This window comes from Rhodoluna limnophila, from assembly GCF_005845365.1.
Classification (GTDB): Bacteria; Actinomycetota; Actinomycetes; order Actinomycetales; family Microbacteriaceae; genus Rhodoluna; species Rhodoluna limnophila.
This window is the reverse complement of record NZ_CP040509.1, coordinates 1,251,320-1,273,922: the sequence shown is the minus strand read 5'-3', so window position 1 is coordinate 1,273,922 and position 22,603 is coordinate 1,251,320. Positions and strand designations below refer to the sequence as shown.

Genomic DNA, 22,603 nt, shown 5'->3' with positions numbered 1-22,603 from the left:
TTATTACAGAATGTTTCAGCCAGAAATATTGCAAGCCCTAAAGTTGGAGAAGTCAGGGGGATTGACAAACCCATTTTTTAAGGAATTTCGATGAGTGAAAACACACCGGCAAGCGGCACCCACGCTGCAGCTAGACCACCGCGCGAGGGGCGCTCGAATGGTCAGTGGAAGGTAGACGGCACTGAGCCACTGAACGAGAACGAGCAGTGGAAGCAGCAGGACGGCGGCCTTTCGGTGCGTGACCGCATCGAACAGGTTTACTCAAAAGAGGGTTTTGACTCGATCGATGAGACCGACCTTCACGGCCGATTCCGCTGGTGGGGGCTTTACACCCAGCGCAAGCCGGGCATTGACGGCGGCCGCACCGCTCAGCTTGAGGCACACGAGCTTGAAGACAAGTACTTCATGCTTCGTGTCCGCATTGACTCGGGTCAGCTGACCACCGAGCAGCTTCGGGTAATCGCAGGCATTAGTCGTGACTTTGGGCGCGACACCGCAGACGTCACCGACCGTCAGAACTTTCAGTTGCACTGGATCGAAGTCGAAAACGTCCCTGAAATCTGGAAGCGCCTCGAGGCTGTTGGTCTTGAGACCACCGAAGCCTGTGGTGACGTTCCCCGAATCATTCTCGGCTCACCGGTTGCTGGCATTGCTGCCGATGAACTTATCGATGCAACGCCGATCATCCGTGACATCGTCAAAAAGTACATCGGTGACCCAGAGCTAGCTAACCTGCCTCGCAAATTCAAGTCAGCCATTACCGGCCACCCAAGCCAAGATGTGGTTCACGAAATCAACGACCTTGCCTTTGTGGCGGTCGAGCACCCTGAATTTGGTGTTGGCTTTGACCTTTGGGTGGGTGGTGGTTTGTCTACCGCACCGCGCCTTGCCGAGCGCCTTGGCGTTTGGGTTTCGCCAGACCGCGTAGCCGATGTTTGGTACGGCGTTTGCTCGCTGTTCCGCGACTACGGTTTCCGCCGCATGCGCAACAAGGCCCGCTTGAAGTTCTTGCTGGCCGATTGGGGTCCAGAAAAGTTCCGCCAAATTCTTGAGACTGAGTACCTAGATGCTCCGCTACCTGACGGCCCATCGATTCCGATGGCCAAGGGCATCGGCGACCACATCGGTGTTCACAAGCAGAAGGACGGCAAGTTCTACATTGGTGTGACCCCGGTGGTTGGCCGCGTTTCTGGCACCATCTTGGGCCAGCTCGCTGACCTGCTTGAGAAGTACGGCTCAACCCGTTTGCGCACCACTGCTCACCAAAAGTTGGTTTTGCTTGACATCGAAGAAAAGGATGTTGAGGCAATCATTGTCGAGCTAGATGAGATTGGTCTGGCTGCTCGCCCAAGTGATTTCAGACGCGCGACCATTGCCTGCACCGGTATTGAGTACTGCAAGTTGGCAATTGTTGACACCAAGAACACCGCAACTAAGGCTGTTCACACTCTAGAAAAGACCTTGGCTGACGTAAAGCTTGAGCGACCAATCAGCCTGCACATCAACGGCTGCCCAAACTCTTGTGCTCGCATTCAGATTGCTGACATTGGACTAAAGGGTCAGCTGTTGCCAGATGGCAACGGTGGCATGGAGCCTGGATTCCAGGTGCACCTCGGAGGCGGTTTGGCATCGAAGGATCGCGAAGAAGCTGGCCTTGGCCGCACCGTTCGCGGCCTCAAGGTCACCGCTGCAAACCTAGACAGCTACGTTGAGCGAGTGGTTCGCCGCTACGACGAAGACGCAGCCGAGGGTGAAACCTTTGCCGAATGGGCACACCGCGCAGAAGAAGAGGCACTGCAATGAGTTTGACTACCGAACAACGCCGCAGCGTCGACGAGCTTAAAGAATTAGTCGGTCAGGGCAATGCCGAGTTTGAGGCCATCGCGGCTTCGGGCACCGAGGCCACTGCCGAGCAGGTTATTGCCTGGGTGGCAAAGCACTTTGCCGCCGACTCAATCGCAGTAGCTTGCTCAATGGCCGACTCGGTTTTGCCGCACATTGTTTCGTTGCAAATTCCAAACGTCGATGTCTTGTTTCTCGACACCGGGTACCACTTTGCCGAGACTGTTGTAACTCGCAACGAGGTTGCTCGCGCACTGCCTATCCGTGTGGTTGATGTAAAGCCAAAGCAGACCGTGGCTGAGCAAGATGCCGAGTTTGGCGAAAAGCTCTATTCACGCGACCCAAACCTGTGCTGCCAAATGCGCAAGGTTGACCCGCTGCACAACAGCCTTAAGAACTATGATTTGTGGTTCACCGGAGTTCGCCGCGACGAAGCCCCGACCCGCGCCAACACCCCGCTTTTGGTGTGGGACGAAAAGAACGGGTTGGTCAAAGTAAACCCGCTGGCTGCTTGGACTTTTGACCAGCTAATCGACTACGCCACCGAGAACAAAGTTCCGGTCAACCTATTGCTTTCAAACGGATATCCATCAATCGGCTGCGAGCCTTGCACCAAGCCAGTTGCTGAGGGTGAAGACCCTCGCTCTGGCCGCTGGGCCGGCGCCAACAAGACTGAATGTGGGTTGCACATATGAGTCAGAAGCTCTCTGATCACCGACTAGACCTCTTAGACACGCTCGAGAGTGAGTCGATCCACATCATCCGTGAAGTGGTTGCTGAATTTGAACGCCCAGTGCTTTTGTTCTCTGGCGGCAAGGACTCAGTTGTTGTTTTGCACCTGGCCACCAAAGCGTTTTGGCCAGGCAAGGTTCCTTTTCCGGTTCTGCACGTTGACACCGGCCACAACTTTCCCGAGGTCATCGAGTTTCGTGACCGCACGGTAGAAAAGCTTGGCCTGCGCCTAGAGGTAGCCAGCGTTCAGGATTACATTGACCGTGGTGTGCTGCAAGAGCGCCCGGATGGCACGCGTAACCCGCTGCAGACACTGCCGTTGCTTGATGCAATTGCTGCTGGCAAGCACGATGCAGTTTTCGGTGGCGCTCGCCGCGATGAAGACAAGGCCCGTGCCAAAGAGCGCATCATCAGCTTGCGCGATGAGTTTGGCCAGTGGGACCCTCGCAACCAGAGACCAGAACTTTGGAATCTCTACAACGGTCGGCACCTACCTGGTCAGCACGTTCGCGCATTTCCGATTTCTAACTGGACCGAGCTAGACATCTGGCGCTACATCGAGCGCGAGGGCATTGAGTTGCCACCGCTTTATTACGCGCACGAGCGCGAGGTTTATCAGCGTGACGGCATGTGGCGTGCGGTTGGCCCAGTGTCTGAGCCAACTCCAGATGAGGTCGTTGAGACCCGCTTGGTCCGCTACCGCACCGTTGGCGACATGAGCTGCACCGGTGCCGTTGAGTCGCCTGCCCGCACCATCTCAGATGTGGTGCTTGAGGTTGCGGCTTCAACTTTGACCGAGCGCGGTGCTACCCGTGCCGATGACCGAATTTCAGAAGCGGCAATGGAAGACCGCAAGAAGGAAGGCTACTTCTAATGCCGGAAATCACACAGACTTTGGCGCAGACCAGAACCCTGCTGCGCTTTGCCACTGCCGGTTCGGTAGACGATGGCAAATCAACTTTGGTTGGCCGTTTGCTGCACGACAGCAAGGCTGTTTTGGTTGACCAGCTTGAAGCGGTTGCCCGCACCTCGGCCGAACGCGGTTTTGGTGGCGAGGCCGGAGGTCTTGACCTAGCGCTGCTAACCGATGGTCTTCGTGCTGAGCGTGAGCAGGGCATCACCATCGATGTTGCTTACCGATACTTCTCGACCAGCGAGCGCTCATTCATTTTGGCCGACTGCCCCGGTCACGTGCAGTACACCCGCAACATGGTTACCGGTGCCGCAACTGCCGATGCCGTTGTGGTTTTGATCGATGCCCGCAAGGGTGTGCTCGAGCAGACCCGCCGCCACCTATCGGTGGTTGCACTGTTGCGCGTGCCAAACGTGATTGTTGCCGTGAACAAGATTGACCTGGTTGACTTCAGCGAGCAGGTTTACAACGACATCGTGACCGACCTCAGCCGTTTGACCAACGGCATGAGACTCGATCAGGTGCACGTAATTCCGGTTTCAGCCCTTGAGGGTGACAACGTAGTTGAGCGCTCAACCAAGACTCCTTGGTACAGCGGTCCAACCCTGATTGAGTTGCTCGAGCAGCTTCCGGCCATCGATGAGCTTGAGTCTGAAAATGAGGCATTCCGCTTTCCGGTTCAGTTGGTAATTCGTCCGCAGGGCGGTTTGGCCCCAAGCGTAGACACCGATGAATTCCGTGACTACCGCGGGTATGCCGGGCAAATTTCTTCAGGTGTGGTCAAGGTTGGTGACTCGGTAGAAATCGTCCCAGGTAACTACAAGACCAAGGTGGTTGGCATCGACATTGCCGGCAAGAGCGTAGATCAGGCCTTTGCTCCGCAGTCGGTCAACCTGCGATTGGCAGAAGAGTTTGATGTTGCCCGCGGTGCAGTTATCGGTGCTTCAAACACCTTGCCAGAGTCAGTCAACTTGATTGAGGCTGAGGTCTTTTGGCTTGACCCGCGCTCGGTTGAGCCAGGTGCTCGAGTTTTGGTCAAGACCGGTACCTCAACGGTTCAGGCAGTTATCTCTCAGGTGATCGGCCGCCGCAACCTAGACACTTTGGCAATTGACCCAGCCGACAAAATTGAAGTCAACGACATTGCTCACGTAATGATCAAGCTGGCTGCAGCGCTGCCTTTTGATGATTACCGCGATAACCGCCGTGCCGGTGCTTTCTTGATTATTCAGCCTCAGGATGGCGCCACCCTCGGTGCTGGTATCCACACCAATTTGGAACTGGTCAACTTCTCAATATGACCCAGTCCGAGCTTTACCCACTGGGACTCCGCATTGCCGGCCGAAAGGTCGTTGTGATTGGCGGAGGAAAAGTGGGCACCCGTCGAGTCCACGGCCTATTGGCCGCGGGCGCTTCGGTGACCCTAATTTCGCTTGAGGCAACAGCCGATTTGGCTGACCTTGCGGCAGAGGGAAGCATCACCTGGCACCAGCGTGGTTTCGAGAGCGGCGACCTAGCCGGTGCATGGTTGGTTCAGACAGCAACCGGCGTTGCCGAAGTTGACGCAGCGGTAACCCAAGAGGCCGAGGCGCATCAGATTATTTCGGTCAATGCTGCCGAGGCTGAAAAGTCAACCGCTTGGGTGCCGGCAGTTGCCCGGTTTGACGGCGTGACCGTGGCCGCTTTTGGCGGCGGCGACCCCCGCCGAGGCATGGCACTGCGCGATGCCATTCAAGATCAACTTACCGAGGGCAAACTGCCAACCGCCGCGGTGCGCAAGGCCCAAGAGAAGCTGGCTGGCACTGTTGCCTTGGTTGGTGGCGGCCCGGGTGCCGAAGACTTAATCACGGTTCGTGGCCAACGCCTTCTTTATGCAGCCGATGTGGTGGTGACCGACCGCCTTGGCCCACGTGCCCTGTTGCAACACCTGCACCCAGGCGTTGAGGTAATCGATGTTGGTAAAGGCCCAAGCAATCACCCGGTTCCACAGGATCAGATCAATCAAATTCTGGTTGACCAGGCCAAACTCGGCAAGCGCGTGGTTCGGCTCAAGGGCGGCGATCCATACGTTTTTGGTCGCGGTGGCGAAGAGCTTGACTTTTGCGTGGCAAACGGCGTTGAGGTTGAAGTCGTGCCAGGTGTCAGCAGCGCCATCGCTGTTCCTGCCCTGGCGGGCATTCCAGTAACCCATCGCGGGGTGTCAACTTCGTTCACCGTGATTACCGGCCACATTGCCGTTAGCGAAATCACCGGTGGGCGCGACCACACTGTGGTGATATTGATGGGTGTTGCCTCGCTGGCTGAAAGCGCGGCAAACCTAGCTGCGGGTTCCCGCGGCGCAGATTGCCCAATTGCCATCATCGAAGATGGCTACGGCCAGGGCCAAAGAATTACCCGATCCACACTTGGTGAAGTTGCCAAGGTTGCCGCAGAAATCGGTGTGAAAGCACCTGCAGTGATTGTGATCGGTGATGTTGTGAACGAGAGAAACAAAGAAGAGGAATCAAATGAGTAAGCACCTTCGCGTAGCGATCATCGGCGCCGGCCCGGCAGGTATCTACGCTGGCAACATCTTGGCCAGCAAATACCCAGATGTGAACATCGATCTATTCGACTCGCTGCCTGCGCCTTACGGCTTGATTCGCTACGGCGTTGCACCTGACCACCCGCGCATCAAGGGCATCGTCAACTCATTGCACGAGATGCTCGACTCTGGTGTGATTCGATTCTTCGGAAACGTTGAGTTTGGCAAAGACCTCAAGCTCGAAGACATTCGCAAGCACTACCACGCAGTGATTTTTGCCACCGGTGCCATCAAAGACGCAACCCTAAACATCCCTGGTGTTGACCTTGAGGGTTCATACGGTGCAGCTGACTTTGTTTCTTGGTACGACGGCCACCCTGACTTCCCGCGCACCTGGCCGCTAAACGCCAAGCAGGTTGCAGTTTTGGGTAACGGAAACGTGGCCCTTGACGTAGCTCGCGTATTGGCAAAGCACGCTGATGACATGCTGTCAACTGATATTCCGGCCAACGTTTATGAAGGCCTAAAGGCTTCACCGGTCACCGATGTTCACGTGTTTGGTCGCCGCGGTCCAGCTCAAATTAAATTCACCCCGATTGAGCTTCGCGAACTAGGCGAACTTGAAGATGTTGACCTAGTGCTTTACGACGAGGACTTTCCTGAGGGCTGGTTCGACGAGGACGCTGAGGGTGTCACCAACCAGCACAAGGTCATGGCGCGAATCATCGAAGGTTGGCGCGAAGAAGAGCCAAAGGGCGCCAGCCGCCGCTTGCACCTGCACTTCTTCTCGAGCCCAGTTGAAATTCTTGGCACCGACAAAGTTGAAGGCATCAAGTTTGAGCGCACCGAGCTGAACCCAGACGGTTCTTCGGTTCACGGAACCGGCCAGTTTGTTGAGTTCCCGGTTCAGGCAATTTACCGTGCCATCGGATACTTCGGTAGCGAGCTGCCAGAGGTTCCATTCGACGACAAGTATGGCGTGATTCGTAACCAGGGCGGCCGCGTTGTCGACGAAGATGGTTCACAGGTTGAAGGCCTCTACGCTACCGGCTGGATCAAGCGTGGCCCGGTTGGTCTAATTGGCCACACCAAGAGTGACGCGACTGAGACCATCGAAAACTTGGTTGCTGACGTTGACAAGTTGGTTGACCCAGCGGTTGCTGACACCGATGCCGTCTTGGCTGAGCTAAAGGCCCGCGGCGTGGATTACACCACCTGGGTAGGTTGGCTAAAGCTCAACGACCACGAGATTGCCTTGGGTGCAGCTGACACCTCACACGTAGAGCGTGAGCGCGTAAAGGTTGTTGACCGCGAAGAGCAGGTGCGCGTCTCAAACGCCTAGCGCCTAATTCCTAGCGCCTAGCGGCCGATAAGTCCGCGGTTACGCAGGGTTCGCTGGCGAACCGGTGCAAACACCAGACGTTCGATCAAAACACCCACGGCCATGATCGTGATGATTGAGCCGAGCACCAAAGACATGTCACCAAGCTGGCGACCGGTGTCGAGCATTAGTCCCAGGCCAGGTCCTAGTGATGGCGCAATGGCAATCAACTCTGCGGCCATCAGTGAACGCCAGGCAAAAGCCCATCCCTGTTCAAGACCACCCAAGAAGCCCGGCCATGCGCCCGGGATGACGATGTGGTAGATGCTGTTGAAGCCCTTGGCGCCCAAAACCTTGCCGGCACGCAGGTAAATCGGTGGAATCTGATCGATACCTGAGATGAGGCCGTTGGCGATGGATGGAACAGCGCCAAGCAGGACCACGGCAAAAATAGTGGCGTCTGATAGCCCAAACCAGATGATTGCTGCCGGCACCCAAGCCACCGATGGCAGTTGCTGCAAGCCGGTAAGCAGTGGGCGGGCAATGGCGCGAAGCGTTGGGTTTAGACCCAAGGCAAGGCCAATCGGCAGGGCAATCACGAGTGAAATTGCAAAGCCCTGAACACCGCGACGAAGGCTGTTGAGTGCTGAAGGAAACAGCAGCCCCTGTTGCGCCTGGTCAACCAGTGAGGCAAGTACCTGGGCCGGTGACGGCAAAATGTAGTCCGGCTGCAACTTCAGCAAAACCGCAATTTCCCAAATTACAAAAACAATGGCCACGGCAACCAGTGGGGCAAATGCCTTGAGTAGACGCTTGCGGCGGCCGCCCTTTTGACTGGTGTTGGTCTCGAGGGCATCGAGTCCAGCAGACATTGCCGCAAGGTCGGCTTTGCGCTGTTTTTCTTCTAGCTCGATGTCGATATCGATGTGTTCAAAATTAGGCATGGCGGCGAATCTCCTTACGAAGTTCATCGGTGATCACTGCAGAAATTTGCGCCACAGTGTTTGACTCGATGCGTCTTGGCTGGGCGTACTTAATCGGCCATTCGCGGATGATGCGGCCAGGCTTTGAGCTCATCAGAATTACGCGCTGACCAAGGCGAACAGCCTCGCGCACGTTGTGGGTAACAAAAATTACGGCCAGGCCGGTCTCTTGCCAGATTCGAATTAACTCGTCGTGCAGAAAGTCGCGGGTGATGGCATCGAGTGCTGCAAAGGGCTCGTCCATCAGCAAAACTTTGCGGCCCTGTGCAAGCGCGCGGGCAATTGCAACGCGCTGGCGCATGCCACCCGAGAGTTCGTGTGGTCTGAGGTCGAATGCGTGTGGCAAGTGAACCAATTCCAGAAGTTCCTGAGCCCGAGCCTCGCGACCATCAGCGTCAAGTTTTTTCACTTCAGGCGCATCGCTTAGCTTTAGCGCCAGCTCGATGTTTTCTCCGGCGGTCAACCAAGGTAGCAGCGCGTGCTCCTGAAACATCAGGCTGGCGGCGTATTTTGATTCGATGGTGCCCGAGGTCGGGGAGTCCAGGCCGGTCAAAATGTTGAGCAGGGTTGATTTACCGCAACCAGATGCACCCACTAGTGAGACAAACTCGCCTTCGTGCAGGTCAAGGTTGAAGTCGTCTATGACCACCGGGCCATTCTGACTAAACCTCTTGGTGAGGTTGCGGATCTTTAGAATTGGTTCGCTCATTAGCTTCCTAACCCAGCAGCGTCTGCGGTCGGCAGCCCTCGGCGGGCCACCAAATTGTTTAGCGGTAGAAGATCGTAAATGCCCTTTAGCCCGGTGCTGCCAAGTTTCAGCATGTCCACTTTTACGGCGTCATCGGCACTTTTTTGCAGAGTCAAAGCCAGCGGGTCGTAGCCAAATTTGAGGTTGCCCCAGGCTCGGTTCAAGGTTTCAATCGGCAGGGTCTTTCCGGTCTGGCGGGCAATTTCTTCTTGGCTTAGCAACTTGGCCTCTTCGGGCGCGTTTTCAATCAGCTGCAGGGCATCGAGGTTGGCCTCGAGTACCGCTTCGACCGCTGCCGGATACTCAGCGCTGAAGCTCGAAGTTGCGGCAATTAGCGTGGTGGCAAAGGCGCCATTCTCCCAAAGGTCTGCCTCGTTGACCAAGACTTTGCCGCCGCCCTCGAGTACCAATCTTGAAGCCCAAGGCTCAGGCACCCAAGCGCCATCGATGTCACCCTTTTGAAACAGCGATAGTGTGGCCGCGTTGTCCGAAGGTGTAATCGCAACATCGCCGCCCACATCAAAGGTCAAGCCCTTGTCACTGAGGTAGCTGCGCAGCGCAACATCTTGGGTGCCGCCCAGGCCAGGGGTGGCAAAGTTCTTGCCGGCTAGGTTGGCCTCGGTAATGCCCGGCTGAACTACAAATTGCGCGCCACCAGAAGTTGCCCCAGACACAATTCTGAGGAGGCTTCCGTTGGTGGTTACAAATCCGTTGATGGCTGGGTTTGGGCCAACGTAGCTGATGTCGAGAGCGCCACCCTTGAATGCCTCGACGGCCGCAGAACCTGACGGAAACACAAAGTATTGAATCTCGGTGTCAGGCAGGTACTTCTCGAAGTATTGCTCCTGCACGGCAATAAGTGCCGATGCGTGAGTGATGTTGGCAAAGTAGCCGATGCGAATCACCGACGGAAACTCTGAATTTTCGGCTTCTGGGTTTGAGGTTGGGATAGCTGAGAACAGAGCCGAACCAATAGCAATGACTGCCAAGATAGCGCCGGCAAGCTGACCTAACTTTTTACGTTGCCGGTTACGCTTGCGCATCAATTACTACTTTCTCTAGTGCTTTTGTAGAGATTAGCCCGAGATTTCTTTTGCTGCCCGTTCGTGACGTAATGTTTCAGAGCCCAAAACCTGATTGGATAGAGGCATGCAGGTATCGGCAAAGGTTGACTACGGAATGAGAGCGCTGCTCTTCTTAGCCGAGTCTTACGCCGCCGACCCAACCGGATTGGTCAAGGGTGACGCCATTGCCAAATCGCAATCCATCCCGATCAAGTTTCTCGAGGGAATCCTGACCGAGCTGCGTCACGCCGGGTTCATCATCAGCCAGCGCGGAGCCGTTGGCGGTTATCGACTAAGCCGCAGTCCTGAGAAAATCAGCTTGGCCGAGGTTATCCGTGTGCTTGATGGCCCATTGGCCGCGGTGCGAGGTTTGCGCCCAGAAAACGTCACTTACACAGGTTCGGCAACCCACTTGCAAGATGTTTGGGTCGGAGTTCGTGTTGCGCTTCGATCTGTTCTTGAGAACGTCTCGTTGTCAGATGTAGTATCAGGCAAGTTTGGCCCTGAAATGTCGCAGCTGCTAAACCAGCCCGATGCCTGGGTAAGTCGACCGGGCTACGAAACTAATTAGCGGCGGTCTTCTTCGGCTTCTTCTGAATCTTCGTCAGAATCGTCTGCGTAAAGGTCTGCCCACTTGTCTTCATATTCAGGCTCAGAGTCGCCAGCAAAGCCAGTGTTGGCTGGCGGAATGTGACCGATTTCTTTTTCAAGCGCGGTCAAGTCGGTGTTCGGGCTAAAGTACTTTAGCTCGCGAGCCACCTTGGTGTGCTTAGCTTTTTGACGGCCACGCCCCATGACGAGACCCCCCTAACGTGTGTGGGAGAGAGAAAACCTGCCCCTATTTTAGCAGGGCCAAAGCGGCCAATGCCCCTAACCAAACAGCAAGTGGAGTAATCAGCAGATTAAGTGCGGTGTTGATAAGTCCCTGAGCAATTCGGCCCCGTCTGAAAAATTCAACGGTTTGCGCAGCGTAAGAGCTAAAGGTTGATAGCCCTCCGGCAAACCCAACCACCACAACCGCGCCAATCGAGGCCCAGAGCATCAAGTCGGAATCGGCCGCTACTTCAACGGCAAAAAAGTTAGCCGTAAAACCAACCACGCCTGAGGCCAAAACGTTCGCGGCCAAAATACCCCAAGGCAGCTTGGCGTTCCACTGAGCCGCAAACAGCCTTAGAACCGCACCAACACCGCCGGCAACTCCAACCAGCGCAATAATCCAGGGGCTTAGGTAGCTCATTCGGCACCCCGATCACGAGCAATTGAGTATGCCAAAAAGTAAGAAGCCAACCCCGATGCAAAGAGCGCAAGGGCCCAGGCAAAAACCACCCAGCCCAGCACGGTCTGCCAAGTTACGATCATCGACGCCAGCCCGCTCATGGTGGTAAAACCGCCAGCCAAACCAACAGCCCAAAACGCTTTTTGCTCTGCGGTATCAAAACGTTTGTCGCCATTGAACCAGCCCAGCGCAGCGGCGCCAAGCGTATTCACCAGAACCAGGCCCATAAGTTGGCCCGACACATCACCGATGAAGAATCGCGCGAGCGTGCCAATCGTGCCACCCATAAAGGTCAGCCAAATAACTCGGATTGTCGGTTTCACAATTAGCTCTTGGTCTCAGTCGATTCTTTGCGGCGCTTGGTTCCCATTGCAAAGGTTGAAGCAAATCCGAGTGCCATAAATCCGGCAGCAGCCCAACCGGTCGCCTGAACTCCGGTGGTGAAGCCCTGGTTTGCGGCCGCTTGAATATCGGCGGCGGCCTGAGGCGGCAACCCGGCTTGAATCATTCCGGCCTCAACGTAAGGCAGTGCCGCACCGGCAGAATCCACCACCTGGTTGGTCAGTCCTTCAACCAGCTCGGTCTGCGCGGCAGCATCGATCGACGCAATCAACGGAACCTCGCGCAGGTTTTGCTCGCTGGCCACCTGAGTTGAGGTGAACAGAATGGTGCCCAAAACTGCAATGCCCAGCGCTGAACCAATTTGGCGAACCGTGCTCTGCGAGCCAGAAGCCTGACCAATTTTTTCGTTTGGAACATCAACCATGATCACACCGGTCAGTTGGGCGGTAGCCAGACCAATTCCCATTCCGTAAATCATCAACCAAGCGGCTACTGACAGCCAGCCACCCTCGATGGTTCCGAACAAGGCAATGCCGGCAATACCAATTAGCTCAAGAGCAACACCGATGCGCACCGCGTTGGTGGCCGAGAGCTTGCCGCTCATCGCTCCGCCGATTCCCGAAGCCAGGAATGAGCCGCCGGCAAGCCAAAGCAGAACCAATCCAGATGAAATTGCGCTTAGGCCAAGTACGTTCTGAAGCCACAGTGGAATTGCAAAAAGTAGACCGAACTCGCCCATCGAAATAATCAGTGCGGCAATCGAGCCGTTTCTGAAGCTGCCGATTTTAAATAGGTCAAGGTCAAGCAGTACATTCTTGTGCGCGCGCTCACGAGCCTTCTCCCAAAGGGCAAAGAGAACAAAGAAGACCAACGAGATTCCTAGTGAAACCGGAATGATTGAAAGCCCTTCGGTTGGCCAACTGAAATCACCGATGGTGAAAACATTGGCGGTGCTGGCCTGCCACCAGCCATAGACACGGCCCTCGATTAGACCAAAAACCAGGGTGGCAAACATCACTACTGAGATACCTGCACCGACGTAGTCAATGCCACCTTCGCGATGCTCTTGTTTGGATTCGCGAATCCAGAAGAGCAAGCCGGCAATAACAATTAGCCCAAGTGGCAGGTTTATGTTGAACGCCCAGCGCCAGTCAAAATCGGTAGCCAGCCAACCGCCAAGTACCGGCCCAACGGCCACCATTCCACCGATAGTTGAACCCCAAACGGCAAAGGCAATGCCGCGCTCGCGACCCTGAAAGTTTGCGTTGACCAGTGACAGGGTGGTCGGGAGCACCATGGCTCCACCGACACCTTGGGCCACGCGGGCCATGATCATCTGGGCTGCATCTTGGCTAAAACCTGCCCAGACCGATGCCAGAACAAAGATGACCAAACCGATAACCAAAACTTTGCGGCGACCAATGCGGTCGGCCAGTGAACCCCATACCAAAAGCAGTGATGCAAAAACTAGAACGTAGCTTTCTTGAACCCACTGAACCTCGGTAGAGGTGAGGCCAAGGTCTTCGATGATGCTCGGAAAAATGGTGTTGACGATTGTTCCGTCGATGATAACCAGAGAGATGGCCAAAGAAATAAAGACAAGACCGATCCAACGGTTACGGGTTTTTTGCATAGTGCCTAGGCTACCCGAGCCCCACGACGATTGAGTCGGCTTGCCCTACGCTACGGCCAAAATTGCGCTGGATAGCAGGGCAATCATGATGCCCAGTTGCTGGGTCTTGGCCAGCCGCTCTTTCAAAAAGATGCGGGCCAGAATGATGGTTCCGAGTGGGTAGAGTGCGGTCAAAACGCTCACCACAGTTAGTGAGCCAAGTCGCATACCGGTCAGAAAGAAGATGTTGGCGCTGGCATCAAAAATGCCGGCCAGGGCTACCGAAATCCAATACTTGGCCGGTATCGGTTCGCGCTTTTCTTGTTTAACCCCGCGAGCCCGCATAAAAGCGGTCAGGGTAAAGATGCCAAGCATCGCTGCCGACATTCCCCTGAGCAAAATCACCGGGGCCAGGCCAGAGTCTGCGGGGGCTTGGTCCACACAGATCAAAACCACACCGATGCCCACGCCGGCGATGATTCCCAAAATTAGTGCTCGCGTGGATGGCAACCTAACATCCTCGCCCGGCACGAATCCAACTAGAAAAACTGCCACCACAATTGCTGCAATTGCGCCGAAGCCAATCGGCGAGAACCGCTCACCAAGAAAGAAGCCAACAATCATCGGCACGATTGCCGAGACCACAGCTGAAAGGGGCGAGACCACTGAGATTGGGCCGATGGCCAGGGCTGCGTAGAGGGCGGTCATACCGATGGCTGCCGCGACTCCGGCGGCAATGCCCCAAAACCAGGCACCTGGGCTAAAGGTGGCACCGAATATCAGGCTCATGACGGAAACAAATCCCAGCCCCACTAGACCGGCTAAAAACGTGACGGTGACCGGCTTGATTTTTTTGCTGGCCAGCGCGCCAAAAAAGTCGGCAAAGCCATAGACCAAAGAGGTCGCAAAGCCCAGGATGATTGTGGTCACGCCTAAAGCCTAGTGATTGCCGGCGCGCTCGCCGGAATGTCCGGTTAAAGCAAAAACACCCTTTGACGTGAGATCTAAGGGTGTCTTCGTGGCTCCGACCGGCATCGATCCGGTGACCTAACGATTTTCAGTCGTTCGCTCTACCAACTGAGCTACAGAGCCAAGGTAAATTGCTTTACCTTTCAAAAAAGCCCCTCAAATGAAGGGCTCTTTTTGAGCGATCCTGACGGGACTTGAACCCGCGACCTCCGCCGTGACAGGGCGGCGCGCTAACCAACTGCGCTACAGGACCTTACTTTTGGTGCTTGGTACTTTGAAGCCTCGCTCTATAGTGACCCCAACGGGATTCGAACCCGTGCTGCCGCCGTGAAAGGGCGGTGTCCTAGGCCTCTAAACGATGGGGCCTACAAAGCGGATACTTCATAGCACCAAGAGAAAAGAATACTGCTTGGTGCCGGTCTTGGCAACCCGAGCCCGGATTCACAGGAAAGGTTCATGTAATTGTTTAGGGTTTCGTGTTAGTTTCGAAGCATGAAGTTACGGGTTTCTCGCGTCTTGGTTGCCTCTGCGGCGGTCACTGGCTTGCTCCTCACCGGGGCAGCGATCAGCCCATCATGGGCGGTTCCTGACTACCCAACAGCCGGCGAGGTCGCCGAAGCCAAGAACAATGTGACTGCCAAAAAAGAGATGATTGCTCGACTCGAGAAGATCATCGCTGACCAGCAGGTAGAGGCCGACAAGCTCAGCAAAGCGGCCCTGATCAAGGCTGAACAGTTCAACCAAGCCCAAGAGCAGGTTGACATTATGACCACCAAGGTCAACTCACTTCAAAGCCAGGCCGACACCGCAAATGCTCAGGCAGATGCGGCCAAAGAGCAGCTCGGCCAAATCGCTTCTCAGATGTACCGCGACGGCACCAGCGGAACTTCGCTCAACCTATTTTTGAATTCCGGTGAAGCCGACGACCTGCTCTACCAATTGGGAGCACAAGAAAAGGTTGCCGATCAGAACGACGTAATTTATCGCCGTTCAATTGAGAAGCAGCTTTACGCACAGTCGGTCACTGATGAATTGAACGTTGCCAAAAAGCAGTTGGCCGAAAAAGCTGCACTGGCCAAGTCGGCATTTGCTGAAGCCACCGATGCAGCCAACGCGGTGCAGGCGCAGGTAGACGAGAGTGAGCGAGCAAACCGCACGCTCTATGCCCAGCTAGCCACCCTGCGAAACACCGCATCAGACCTTGAGCGTCAGCGTGCTGAAGGCCTTGCTGCCGAGGCCCGCCAGAACGCTGGAACCTCGATGCCCACCGCACCGGAGCTCTACACCGTTGGTGCACCTGACCAGGGCAAGGTCGAGACTATGTTTACCTTTGCCAAGGCTCAGCTTGGCGAACGCTACGTGCTTGGCGGCATGGGCCCAGATGTTTGGGACTGCTCGGGAATCACTAAGGCTGCGTACGCGAGCGCTGGAATTTACATCGGCACCCACTCGGCCACCAACCAGTTCAACACGATGGCCGCCAACAAAAAGTTGATTCCGCTAAACCAGGCTGTTAGCGGCGACCTAATGTGGTACTCAACCGAGAGCGCATTCAGCGGCGACAAGTACCACGTGGTGCTCTACATGGGCGGCGGCATGATGCTGGAGGCGCCAAACCCAGCACGAACCGTGCGAATCGTTCCGCTGCGCTACGGCGAATTGTTCCGCTACGCAGGGCGCCCTTCAGCCTAAATTCTTGTATTCTCTGGTCATGACTGAACGTGAGCCACTGAGAATTTCACACATTGCCAAAGCACCCATCGGTGTTGTTTGGAATGCCTGGACGATTGCCGATCAGTTGGCGAAGTGGTGGGGGCCGCAGGGTTTGAAGCTGACCGTGGTGCAGGCCAATGTTGAACCCGGCGGCAAATTTCACTACCTGATGTCAAATGAAGACGGCACGCAAGAGCGCTTTGAAATGTGGGGCGCTTTTGACTACGTATCTGTGGACCGCCACCAGCAAATTGTGTTTATCAACTATTTCTCAGATGCCGAGGGTGGGCGCTCGCGCCACGTATTGAACCCGGATTGGCCGTTAGAGGTCTACAACACCCTGACGTTTGTTGAAGACGGAGATCAAACCCTGATTCACCTAGAAGGGGCACCGCTAAACGCGATGCCCCACGAGGTAGATCTTTTTTATGCAAATGTCGAGTCGATGCGAATTGGCTTTGGAGCCACCTTCGCCCAGCTCGATGAGTTTTTGGCTAGTTAGTGACCCTGAGCCTCAAAGCGCTCGTAAGCCTCTTTGATTAGACGCTCGGCAACGTCCTTGCCCTGCCACTCGCCAACCTTTACCCACTTGCCTGGCTCTAGGTCCTTGTAGTGAGAGAAGAAGTGAAGTAACTCGTTCTTGGTCTGCTCTGGCACGTCGTTGATGTCCTGGATGTGGGCCCAGCGTGGGTCCTTGGTCTGAACACAGATGACCTTCTCGTCAATGCCGCCGTCGTCTTCCATCGGCAAAACGCCAACTGGGCGAACATCCACCACAACACCTGGGAACACTGGGAACTCAAGAAGAACCAGTGCGTCTAGTGGGTCGCCGTCGCCGCCGAGAGTCTTGTCGAAGTAGCCGTAGTCAACCGGGTACACAAATGGAGTGAACAAAACACGGTCTAGGTGCACGCGGCCGGTCTCGTGGTCAACCTCATACTTGTTGCGGCTTCCGCGAGGAATCTCAATTACTGCTTCGTAACCCATGGTTCTCCTAAATAGGCTTGAGGCGAGAGCAAATCTCGCAGGACTTCTAAAAGATTACCGAAAAGAGCGACAGTTGACTGAACGCCCGCGTTTGACCCCGGCGATTGCCGATGTTCGTCGCGCGGTGCGCGAATCGCTTGAGCTTGCCGGCGTCACCAAAGGGCAGTTGGTCCTGGTGGCTTGTTCGGGTGGGCCGGATTCACTGGCGCTCGCCGGAGCTCTGGCATTTGAGGGACCGCGCGCGGGCATCCGGGTGGGATCTGTGATTGTTGATCACCAAATGCAGGCGGGGTCGGCAGAGGTTGCCGCGACAACGGCTGAGGTGCTTCGAGGTCTAGGGCTTGACCCGGTCGAGGTGGCCACTGTTGAAGTTGGCACTGTTGGCGGACCAGAGGCTGCCGCCCGAGTTGCCAGGTATCGGGCGCTCGATGAAGCCGCGGCCCGGCTCGACGCCGTAGCGATTCTGCTGGGTCACACTCTTGATGATCAGGCTGAGACCGTGTTGCTGGGCCTAGCCCGCGGGTCAGGCGCCAGGTCACTAAACGGCATGGCCATGCACTCGGGTCGCTACCTCCGCCCACTGCTTTCAGTCAGCCGAAAAACCACCCAGAGTTTTTGTGCCGATAGCGAATTAAAACCTTGGCTTGACCCGATGAATCATGACCCGCGTTACGCCCGAGTGCGAGTGCGGCTAAACCTGCTGCCAAAGCTAGAGCAAGAAATTGGTCCGGGAATTGCCGAGGCTCTAGTGCGCACAGCCGAGCAGCTTCGTGAAGACGATGAAGTTCTGTCGAGGCTGGCTGAAGCCTCTTACGCCGATATTGTGGCTACCAAATCAAACGCAATTCACATCGATGTGGCTGGGTTTAAGGCTTTGCCGTTGGCGATTCGGCACCGAGTTGTTGCCCGCGCGCTTGAGGTACTTGAGGCCCCAACTTTTGCCCGAGTACACATCTTGGCGGTCGACGAGCTGGTTGACCGGTGGCACGGGCAGAAACCGCTGACCCTGCCAGGCGTTAGAGTAGAACGACTGGGTGATTCAATCACCCTAAAGACCACTAAAACCCTCAAACCAGGAGCCTGCTAAGTGGACCTTTCGAAGGTAGCTAACGAAATCACCGAGGTGCTTGTCACCGAAGAACAAATTGCCACCCGAGTTGCCGAATTGGCAGCCGAGTTGGACTCAAAATACGCAGGCAAAGATGTGCTCTTGGTGGGTGTTCTAAAGGGTGCCGTTATGTTCATGGCTGACCTTTCACGAGCCATGCAGCTATCGGTGTCAATGGACTGGATGGCCGTCTCTTCATACGGTTCGGGAACAGTTTCATCTGGTGTGGTTCGAATCCTCAAAGACCTAGATGCTGACGTCCTCGGTCGTCACGTGGTCATCGTCGAAGACATCATCGACTCAGGGCTGACTCTCAGCTGGTTGGTCTCTAACCTCGAAGCCCGCGGTGCTGCCTCGGTCGAGGTTGTTGCATTGTTGCGCAAACCTGCTGCCGCAAAGGTGGAAGTAAATGTCGCACTCGTAGGTTTTGATATTCCGAATGAATTCGTTGTGGGCTACGGCCTCGACTATTCAGAGAAGTACCGCACGCTAAAGGGCGTGGCTGTGCTTTCTCCAGCGGTTTATTCCTAGAAAGGACTGAGGCAAGGCCTCAATCATGAACTTCAAGAAAATCCTCAGTGGTCCATTCGTCTGGATCTTTGTAGCTGTGATGGTCTTGCTCATCGGTTCGTCGATGATCAACGGCAACAGCGTAAAGCAGGTAACCACCGCCTACGGCCTAGAGCTCATCGAGAGCGGCAAGGCCGAGCAGGTCAAGGTACTGGGTAACGACCAGCGCGTTGACGTAACCCTAATCAACGAAGACGCCAAGTATGGCAAGAACGTTCAGTTCTACTACGTCACTGCTCGCGGTGACCAGGTTATCGAGGTAATTTCGAACGCTTCAATCTCCAAGGGCTACGACGATGACGTGCAAAACACTCCGTGGTACCTGGCGATTTTGGGCACCCTGCTTCCGTTTGTCATCATCGGTTTGATTTTCTGGTTCTTGATGTCTGGCCTTCAGGGCGGCAACAGCAAGGTAATGAACTTTGGCAAGTCAAAGGCCAAACTGATCAACAAAGAGCAGTCAAACAAGACCTTTGCCGATGTTGCCGGTGCCGACGAGGCCCTTGAAGAATTACAAGAAATCAAAGAGTTTTTGCAGGAGCCAGAGAAGTTCCAGAAGCTTGGCGCCAAGATTCCTCGCGGTGTTTTGCTCTATGGCCCTCCGGGAACCGGTAAGACTTTGGTTGCCAAGGCCGTAGCCGGAGAAGCCGGTGTGCCATTCTTTGCAATCTCAGGTTCTGACTTTGTTGAAATGTTCGTCGGTGTTGGTGCGTCGCGAGTTCGCGACCTATTTGACCAGGCCAAGCAGGCAGCGCCGGCCATCATCTTTGTTGACGAAATTGACGCCGTTGGTCGTCACCGCGGTGCCGGTATCGGTGGCGGTAACGACGAGCGCGAGCAGACACTAAACCAGCTTTTGGTTGAGATGGATGGCTTTGATTCAAAGACCAACGTGATTCTGATTGCGGCTACCAACCGCCCAGACATCCTTGACCCGGCTCTCTTGCGCCCGGGCCGTTTTGACCGCCAGATTGGGGTGGGTGCTCCTGACCTAATCGGGCGCGAGCAGATTCTGAAGGTTCACGCCAAGGGCAAGCCAATTGCCGACGACGTTGACATGGCCTCAGTTGCTCGGCGCACACCAGGTTTTACCGGTGCCGACCTAGCCAACGTTTTGAACGAAGCAGCTCTATTGACTGCTCGCCAAAACGAAAAAGAAATTTCAGCAGCCACTCTTGACGAAGCAATCGACCGCGTTATCGGTGGACCGCAGAAGAAGTCACGCTTGATGCAAGACAAAGAGCGCCTAAACACTGCCTACCACGAGGCCGGCCACGCTCTGGTTGCGGCTTCGCTAAACCACAGCGACCCAGTGTCAAAGGTCACCATTTTGCCTCGCGGTCGCGCACTTGGTTACACCATGGTGTTGCCGCTCGAAGATCGCTACAGCGTCTCAAGAAACCAGCTGCTTGACCAGATTGCCTACGCAATGGGTGGCCGCGTTGCTGAAGAGATCGTCTTCCACGACCCAACTACCGGTGCCTCGAATGACTTCGAAAAAGCCACTCACATTGCACGCGAGATGGTCACCAAGTACGGCTACTCATCGCAGTTGGGTTCAATCAGCTTTGGCGGCGGTGGCGAGGTGTTTATTGGCCGCGACATGGCTCAGGCTCGAGAGTACTCAGAGGCAACCGCTCAGCTTATTGACGCTGAGGTCCGAGCAATTCTTGATGCTGCTCACGACGAGGCCTACAAGGCACTGACCCTAAACCGCAAGGTTCTTGACGCCATGGCAAAAGAGCTCATGGAGCGCGAGACTCTTCAGGCTGAAGACATCGCAGTGATTTTCAAGCCGGTTAAGAAGTTGCCGCTTCGCCCACAGTGGTTGTCGAAGAAGACCCGACCTGTTTCAAAGCAGGGTCCAATCGCGATTCCGGTAAAGGGTTCGTCAGCTGAAAAGGCCAAGGTAGCTAAGGCTGCCGCGGTAAAGGCTGCGAAGCCTGCTGCTAAAAAGCCAGCGGCGCCAAAGGCGCCGGCAGCTAAGAAGCCAGTAGCACGCAAGCCGGCTGCACCAAAGAAGACCGAAGAGTAACCCTTGGTCGACACCGCGCGCATCAAAGCTGCAGTCGTTGAGCTGATTCAGGCCATCGGCGAAGACCCAACACGGAGTGAGCTTTTGGCTACTCCGCAGAAGGTGGCTGAGGCGTACGCGGAGTTCTTCAAGGGTGTCGGTGTCGATGCCAGCGAGACCCTGTCGGACACCTTCGAAGCAGAGCACAACGACGTTGTCATTCTCAAGGACATTGAGTTTGTTTCGATGTGCGAGCACCACCTATTGCCATTCACCGGGGTGGCCCACATTGCCTACCTGCCAGACGACCGAGTGATTGGGCTTGGCCGCCTGCCTAAGTTGGTTGAGGTTTTGGCCGCTCGCCCCCAATTGCAAGAAAATCTAACCGCTCAGATTGCCGACGAGCTAGAGGCCGGACTAGGCACCAAGGGCGTTGTCGTAGTCATCGAAGCTCGCCACCACTGCGTGGTTTCGCGAGGTGCGCGCCAGCCTGAAGCAAACACAATCACAATGGCCACGCGTGGTTGCTATTCAGAGCCAGCAGCACGGGCCGAGGTCATGGGCCTCATCTCTAAGTGAGACTGATTTCAAAATGACTTTCAACCGGCCCCTAGTAATGGGTGTTCTAAATGTCACCCCAGATTCATTCAGCGATGGTGGCGAATACACCTCAGTTGAGTCAGCGCTTGATCACGCCCGCCTGTTGATTATGGGTGGCGCCAACATTATCGACATCGGCGGTGAATCAACCAGGCCGGGTGCAGCTCGAGTGAGCCCAGAAATCGAATTGGCGCGAGTGATTCCGGTAATCGAAGCAATCGTTGAAGAGCTGCAAAAAATTGATCGCCGCGATGTGTTGATCAGTATCGACACCATGAATGCTTCGACGGCGTTGGCATCTGTTGCCGCCGGTGCCTCGATCATTAACGATGTTTCTGGTGGACTGGCCGACGAAAAAATGTTTAGCCTGGCTGCAGCATCGGGCGCAAAGCTAATCATTTCTCACTGGCGTGGTTTTAGCGATGAGATGCAGAACAACGCCCAGTACATCGATGTTGCTCGCGAGGTTGCCATTGAGTTGCAGGCGCGGGTGGATGCCGCGATTGCAGCTGGTGTGAAGCGCAGCAAAATCATCATTGATCCGGGTTTGGGTTTTGCCAAAGACATGCAGCAAAACTGGCAGCTGGTTGCCCGGCTGGACGAGCTGGAGAAGTTAGATTTGCCGATCCTGGTCGGTGCAAGTCGCAAACGGTTTATCGCCGGTGCGCTTGAGCCAGGTCTTGAGCCTGAGGTGAGCGAGATCTCGAATAATCGAAGGGATTTGGCAACCGCGGTTCTCACCGCCCTGCTGCTGCAACGCAAGATCTGGGGTGTCCGAGTGCACAACGTAATCGCGACTAGCGATGCAATCTCGGTAGTCGAAGCGCTGCGCCAGGGTAGCGAAGAGGGGCAGAGTTAACTCATGGCCGCCGTTCAGCAGTTCAAAATCAAGCTCACTGGGCTAAAAGTTTTTGCGCACCACGGGGTGTTTGAGTTTGAGCGCGAAAACGGCCAGGAGTTTTTGATTGATGCGACGGTTTGGGTTGCCGGTCACAAAGCTGCCATTACCGATGACCTCAGCAACACGGTTCACTATGGTGAGTTGGCCGAAGCCATCATCGAGAACGTGAAGCACGAGCCGGTCGACCTGATCGAGACTTTGGCCCAGCGCCTTTTGGATTTGGCCCTAAATTTTGGTGGTCCAGCCAGCCCTGTGCTCAAGGCAAAAATCACAGTGCACAAACCAAACGCACCAATTAATCATGAGTTTCAAGATGTTTCGGTCACCGTCAAGGCCAAACGCCGTTTTGATAAAGCCAGCGCAATTGGCAGTGAGGGCTGAGTC

General features: G+C 55.5%; 24 protein-coding genes and 3 tRNA genes. 15 read left to right on the top strand and 12 right to left on the bottom strand.

Annotated features, from left to right (window positions below):
• Window positions 1–90 precede the first annotated feature (90 nt).
• The 6 genes from FFA38_RS06225 to FFA38_RS06200 are packed head-to-tail and all read left to right on the top strand — an operon-like array spanning window position 91 to window position 7,353.
• Window positions 91–1,803, top strand: coding sequence for a nitrite/sulfite reductase (locus tag FFA38_RS06225; protein ID WP_138315894.1), 1,713 nt, complete (start codon window positions 91–93; stop codon window positions 1,801–1,803).
• The gene (locus FFA38_RS06220) at window positions 1,800–2,537 is read left to right on the top strand and encodes a phosphoadenylyl-sulfate reductase (RefSeq protein ID WP_138315893.1); all 738 of its coding nucleotides are present in this window, start codon (window positions 1,800–1,802) and stop codon (window positions 2,535–2,537) included. Before FFA38_RS06225 ends, FFA38_RS06220 begins: the two co-directional genes overlap by 4 nt.
• The gene (gene cysD / locus FFA38_RS06215; RefSeq protein ID WP_246030940.1) at window positions 2,534–3,448 is read left to right on the top strand and encodes a sulfate adenylyltransferase subunit CysD; all 915 of its coding nucleotides are present in this window, start codon (window positions 2,534–2,536) and stop codon (window positions 3,446–3,448) included. Before FFA38_RS06220 ends, cysD begins: the two co-directional genes overlap by 4 nt.
• Complete coding sequence (locus FFA38_RS06210; protein WP_138315892.1) at window positions 3,448–4,788, top strand: sulfate adenylyltransferase subunit 1; 1,341 nt, start codon at window positions 3,448–3,450, stop codon at window positions 4,786–4,788. The genes cysD and FFA38_RS06210 overlap by 1 nt, the downstream gene beginning before the upstream one ends.
• Window positions 4,785–6,002 (top strand): uroporphyrinogen-III C-methyltransferase, encoded by a 1,218-nt coding sequence (gene cobA / locus FFA38_RS06205; protein WP_138315891.1) that lies wholly within the window; start codon window positions 4,785–4,787, stop codon window positions 6,000–6,002. Before FFA38_RS06210 ends, cobA begins: the two co-directional genes overlap by 4 nt.
• A complete protein-coding gene (locus FFA38_RS06200) occupies window positions 5,995–7,353 on the top strand; it encodes an FAD-dependent oxidoreductase (protein ID WP_138315890.1) in 1,359 nt (452 codons plus the stop codon). The genes cobA and FFA38_RS06200 overlap by 8 nt, the downstream gene beginning before the upstream one ends.
• Before the next feature lie 17 nt (window positions 7,354–7,370).
• Here FFA38_RS06200 and FFA38_RS06195 read toward each other — a convergent pair whose 3' ends face one another.
• From FFA38_RS06195 to FFA38_RS06185, 3 genes are read right to left on the bottom strand one after another with little or no spacing between them, the layout of a single operon-like run.
• Window positions 7,371–8,276, bottom strand: coding sequence for an ABC transporter permease (locus FFA38_RS06195; protein WP_138315889.1), 906 nt, complete (start codon window positions 8,274–8,276; stop codon window positions 7,371–7,373).
• Window positions 8,269–9,024, bottom strand: a complete 756-nt coding sequence (locus FFA38_RS06190) for an ABC transporter ATP-binding protein (protein WP_138275885.1) — start codon at window positions 9,022–9,024, stop codon at window positions 8,269–8,271. Before FFA38_RS06190 ends, FFA38_RS06195 begins: the two co-directional genes overlap by 8 nt.
• A complete protein-coding gene (locus FFA38_RS06185) occupies window positions 9,024–10,106 on the bottom strand; it encodes an ABC transporter substrate-binding protein (protein WP_138315888.1) in 1,083 nt (360 codons plus the stop codon). The genes FFA38_RS06190 and FFA38_RS06185 overlap by 1 nt, the downstream gene beginning before the upstream one ends.
• 106 nt (window positions 10,107–10,212) lie before the next feature.
• On the opposite strand from FFA38_RS06185, the gene FFA38_RS06180 reads away from it, so the two are divergent.
• Window positions 10,213–10,698, top strand: a complete 486-nt coding sequence (locus FFA38_RS06180; RefSeq protein ID WP_138315887.1) for an RrF2 family transcriptional regulator — start codon at window positions 10,213–10,215, stop codon at window positions 10,696–10,698.
• Here the strand turns inward: FFA38_RS06180 and FFA38_RS06175 are convergent.
• The 8 genes from FFA38_RS06175 to FFA38_RS06140 all read right to left on the bottom strand — a co-directional run bounded on the left by FFA38_RS06175 (window position 10,695) and on the right by FFA38_RS06140 (window position 14,692).
• On the bottom strand, window positions 10,695–10,922 hold the full coding sequence (locus tag FFA38_RS06175) for a DUF3073 domain-containing protein (protein ID WP_138315886.1): 228 nt from the start codon (window positions 10,920–10,922) through the stop codon (window positions 10,695–10,697). The genes FFA38_RS06180 and FFA38_RS06175 overlap by 4 nt on opposite strands.
• A gap of 43 nt (window positions 10,923–10,965) precedes the next feature.
• Entirely contained in the window at window positions 10,966–11,364 is a 399-nt protein-coding gene (locus FFA38_RS06170; protein ID WP_138315885.1) for a fluoride efflux transporter FluC, read from the bottom strand.
• Window positions 11,361–11,726: a FluC/FEX family fluoride channel gene (locus FFA38_RS06165; RefSeq protein WP_138315884.1), complete on the bottom strand. Its 366-nt coding sequence runs from the start codon at window positions 11,724–11,726 to the stop codon at window positions 11,361–11,363. The genes FFA38_RS06170 and FFA38_RS06165 overlap by 4 nt, the downstream gene beginning before the upstream one ends.
• Before the next feature lie 2 nt (window positions 11,727–11,728).
• Window positions 11,729–13,378, bottom strand: a complete 1,650-nt coding sequence (locus tag FFA38_RS06160) for a DHA2 family efflux MFS transporter permease subunit (RefSeq protein WP_138315883.1) — start codon at window positions 13,376–13,378, stop codon at window positions 11,729–11,731.
• 45 nt (window positions 13,379–13,423) lie between these two features.
• Window positions 13,424–14,287 (bottom strand): DMT family transporter, encoded by an 864-nt coding sequence (locus tag FFA38_RS06155; RefSeq protein ID WP_138315882.1) that lies wholly within the window; start codon window positions 14,285–14,287, stop codon window positions 13,424–13,426.
• An 89-nt stretch (window positions 14,288–14,376) separates the two neighbouring features.
• Window positions 14,377–14,449 (bottom strand) — tRNA-Phe (locus tag FFA38_RS06150).
• 56 nt (window positions 14,450–14,505) lie between these two features.
• A tRNA-Asp gene (locus FFA38_RS06145) sits at window positions 14,506–14,579 on the bottom strand.
• Between the two features lie 40 nt (window positions 14,580–14,619).
• Window positions 14,620–14,692 (bottom strand) — tRNA-Glu (locus FFA38_RS06140).
• A 126-nt stretch (window positions 14,693–14,818) separates the two neighbouring features.
• Here FFA38_RS06140 and FFA38_RS06135 point away from each other — a divergent pair.
• Window positions 14,819–16,018, top strand: coding sequence for a C40 family peptidase (locus tag FFA38_RS06135; protein ID WP_138315881.1), 1,200 nt, complete (start codon window positions 14,819–14,821; stop codon window positions 16,016–16,018).
• Window positions 16,019–16,037: 19 nt separating this feature from the next.
• Window positions 16,038–16,541 carry an SRPBCC family protein gene (locus FFA38_RS06130; RefSeq protein WP_138315880.1) on the top strand — a complete coding sequence of 168 codons (504 nt, stop codon included), beginning with the start codon at window positions 16,038–16,040 and terminating at the stop codon, window positions 16,539–16,541.
• Here the strand turns inward: FFA38_RS06130 and FFA38_RS06125 are convergent.
• Entirely contained in the window at window positions 16,538–17,026 is a 489-nt protein-coding gene (locus tag FFA38_RS06125; RefSeq protein ID WP_138275875.1) for an inorganic diphosphatase, read from the bottom strand. The two genes, FFA38_RS06130 and FFA38_RS06125, sit on opposite strands and share 4 nt — an antisense overlap.
• 73 nt (window positions 17,027–17,099) lie before the next feature.
• On the opposite strand from FFA38_RS06125, the gene tilS reads away from it, so the two are divergent.
• Genes tilS through folB form a run of 6 tightly spaced genes read left to right on the top strand, consistent with a single transcriptional unit; the run spans window position 17,100 to window position 22,600 of the window.
• A complete protein-coding gene (tilS, locus tag FFA38_RS06120; protein WP_253786161.1) occupies window positions 17,100–18,113 on the top strand; it encodes a tRNA lysidine(34) synthetase TilS in 1,014 nt (337 codons plus the stop codon).
• Window positions 18,114–18,665, top strand: coding sequence for a hypoxanthine phosphoribosyltransferase (hpt, locus tag FFA38_RS06115; protein WP_138275873.1), 552 nt, complete (start codon window positions 18,114–18,116; stop codon window positions 18,663–18,665).
• A gap of 25 nt (window positions 18,666–18,690) precedes the next feature.
• The gene (gene ftsH, locus FFA38_RS06110) at window positions 18,691–20,739 is read left to right on the top strand and encodes an ATP-dependent zinc metalloprotease FtsH (protein ID WP_138315878.1); all 2,049 of its coding nucleotides are present in this window, start codon (window positions 18,691–18,693) and stop codon (window positions 20,737–20,739) included.
• A 3-nt stretch (window positions 20,740–20,742) separates the two neighbouring features.
• On the top strand, window positions 20,743–21,297 hold the full coding sequence (gene folE / locus FFA38_RS06105) for a GTP cyclohydrolase I FolE (RefSeq protein ID WP_138315877.1): 555 nt from the start codon (window positions 20,743–20,745) through the stop codon (window positions 21,295–21,297).
• A gap of 13 nt (window positions 21,298–21,310) precedes the next feature.
• A complete protein-coding gene (gene folP / locus FFA38_RS06100) occupies window positions 21,311–22,177 on the top strand; it encodes a dihydropteroate synthase (protein ID WP_253786159.1) in 867 nt (288 codons plus the stop codon).
• 3 nt (window positions 22,178–22,180) lie between these two features.
• Complete coding sequence (gene folB / locus FFA38_RS06950; RefSeq protein ID WP_172956090.1) at window positions 22,181–22,600, top strand: dihydroneopterin aldolase; 420 nt, start codon at window positions 22,181–22,183, stop codon at window positions 22,598–22,600.
• Window positions 22,601–22,603: the final 3 nt, after the last annotated feature.